The sequence below is a fragment of the Ancylomarina sp. genome (assembly GCF_041555295.1).
Classification (GTDB): Bacteria; Bacteroidota; Bacteroidia; order Bacteroidales; family Marinifilaceae; genus Ancylomarina.
The window spans coordinates 1-1607 of sequence record NZ_JBFFKR010000469.1 but is presented as its reverse complement, the minus strand read 5'-3'; the positions used below and the strand labels follow the sequence as shown (position 1 = coordinate 1607).

Genomic DNA, 1607 nt, shown 5'->3' with positions numbered 1-1607 from the left:
TGCTTGATCCAATTTCAGATTATGCCGATGTTGAAGCACGTTTCCGTTTGGCTTTCCAACTTCGTAAATTAGCGATTAACTTGCCTATTTACTAAATCACTATTTCCTTGTTATTTTGAATCTTTTAATAAGTCTGATAGACATGTGTGTATAGAAAGCAAAAAGCCCAAAAATTTAGTTTGTTGAGCTTTTTTCTTATGCGATCATTCTAAATAAGAGCTGTTTATACATTTTTTTTATCATTATTCTTTGGGTTTCATTTCTTAATGGGTGCTTTGGTAAATGAATATCTTAAACTGATGAATAGAATATTGGCTTTCATGTTTATTGCTGGTAAAAGTCTGATGAGTAGTTGTATACATGCTTGTTTAGAATTAGTCTGCGTATTGACTTGGGAGCGTGAAAGTCGTAACTTTATTCTTTTAAAATGTGGGAGGATATTATGGAGAGAAGTAAGATTTATGAGGAGATGGAACAGATGTTAGGTCTTGTTCCCAGTATGTTTAAATCGATTCCTGATGCGAGTTTGGAATTGGAATGGGGTTTGTTTAAAAAGGTACAGCTCGAAGGGGCTAGTCTTGATGGTAAGCAGCGAGAACTTATTGGATTAGGGATTTCAGCTGTAACGAAATGCCGCTATTGTGTTTATTTTCATTCCGTGATGGCAAAACTTAATGGGGCAAGCGATGAGGAAATTCAGGAAACCATTCATTACGCTAAAGCAACAGCTGGATGGAGTGCTTATATAAATGGTATGGCGCTCGATTATAATGAATTCACCAAAGAGATGGATGCTATTTGTAAACATGTTAGAGAAGCGAGCAAGTAGAATTAGAGCCTAAGAACCATTGGGTTTAGTTTGTTTGAAAGGTTATTGTTTAGGGGAGAATTTAAAAATTCCCCCTTTTTTTATTAGTTAAACAAATTTTTCTCGCTTTTGCATATTGATTAAACTCCATAGGATAGAGATGATGGAACCCACAATCAACATCATCCGGTTTTGATAGAGTACATTTTGCCAAATGGCGTAACTCATGTCACTGGGAACATCAAAAGGATTTAAAAAGATATTCCATTTGCTCGATTCCAAAGGTTCTGCAAGAATCAGGAATATTAAGCCAATAATAACCATGACAACGGCAGCACCACTGGCATTTTTAATGAGTGAAGCCAGTAGAAAAGCTAAACTAGCTAGAAATATCAGGCTATACATCAGCTCGTATACCATATGAAAAACAGATATGCGGATAATGGCAAACACCACAATCCAAGACATGAAGCATACAAGAACCAGAAGGAGAAAGATGCTAAGTAAAAAACGCACCAGATAGACTTTGTAACGGTAATTGGGGATTCCAAATATGATTTCGAGCATACGGGTATCCTTGTCAGATTGAATATTGTAGATAACGGGATAGAACAAAATCAGGATCCCAGGAAATAGCAGAGTTGAAAAGATATCTGCCTCTTCGGGACTTGAATCGGAAAATAGCATAATGCCAGTGACCATAAGGAAAAAGGCAAAGGCTGCAATGAGAAAATAGATGAACTTATTGGCAAATATAATCTTGACATTGTAGCGTATAAAATCGCGTATGAGTTTTACT

General features: G+C 36.2%; 2 protein-coding genes. One reads left to right on the top strand and one right to left on the bottom strand.

Annotation, left to right across the window (positions count from 1 at the left end):
* Nucleotides 1-442 precede the first annotated feature (442 nt).
* The gene (locus ABY905_RS17175; protein WP_372646113.1) at nucleotides 443-829 is read left to right on the top strand and encodes a carboxymuconolactone decarboxylase family protein; all 387 of its coding nucleotides are present in this window, start codon (nucleotides 443-445) and stop codon (nucleotides 827-829) included.
* 87 nt (nucleotides 830-916) lie between these two features.
* Here ABY905_RS17175 and ABY905_RS17170 read toward each other — a convergent pair.
* A partial coding sequence (locus tag ABY905_RS17170) for a hypothetical protein (protein WP_372646111.1) occupies nucleotides 917-1607 on the bottom strand: 691 nt, incomplete at its 5' end.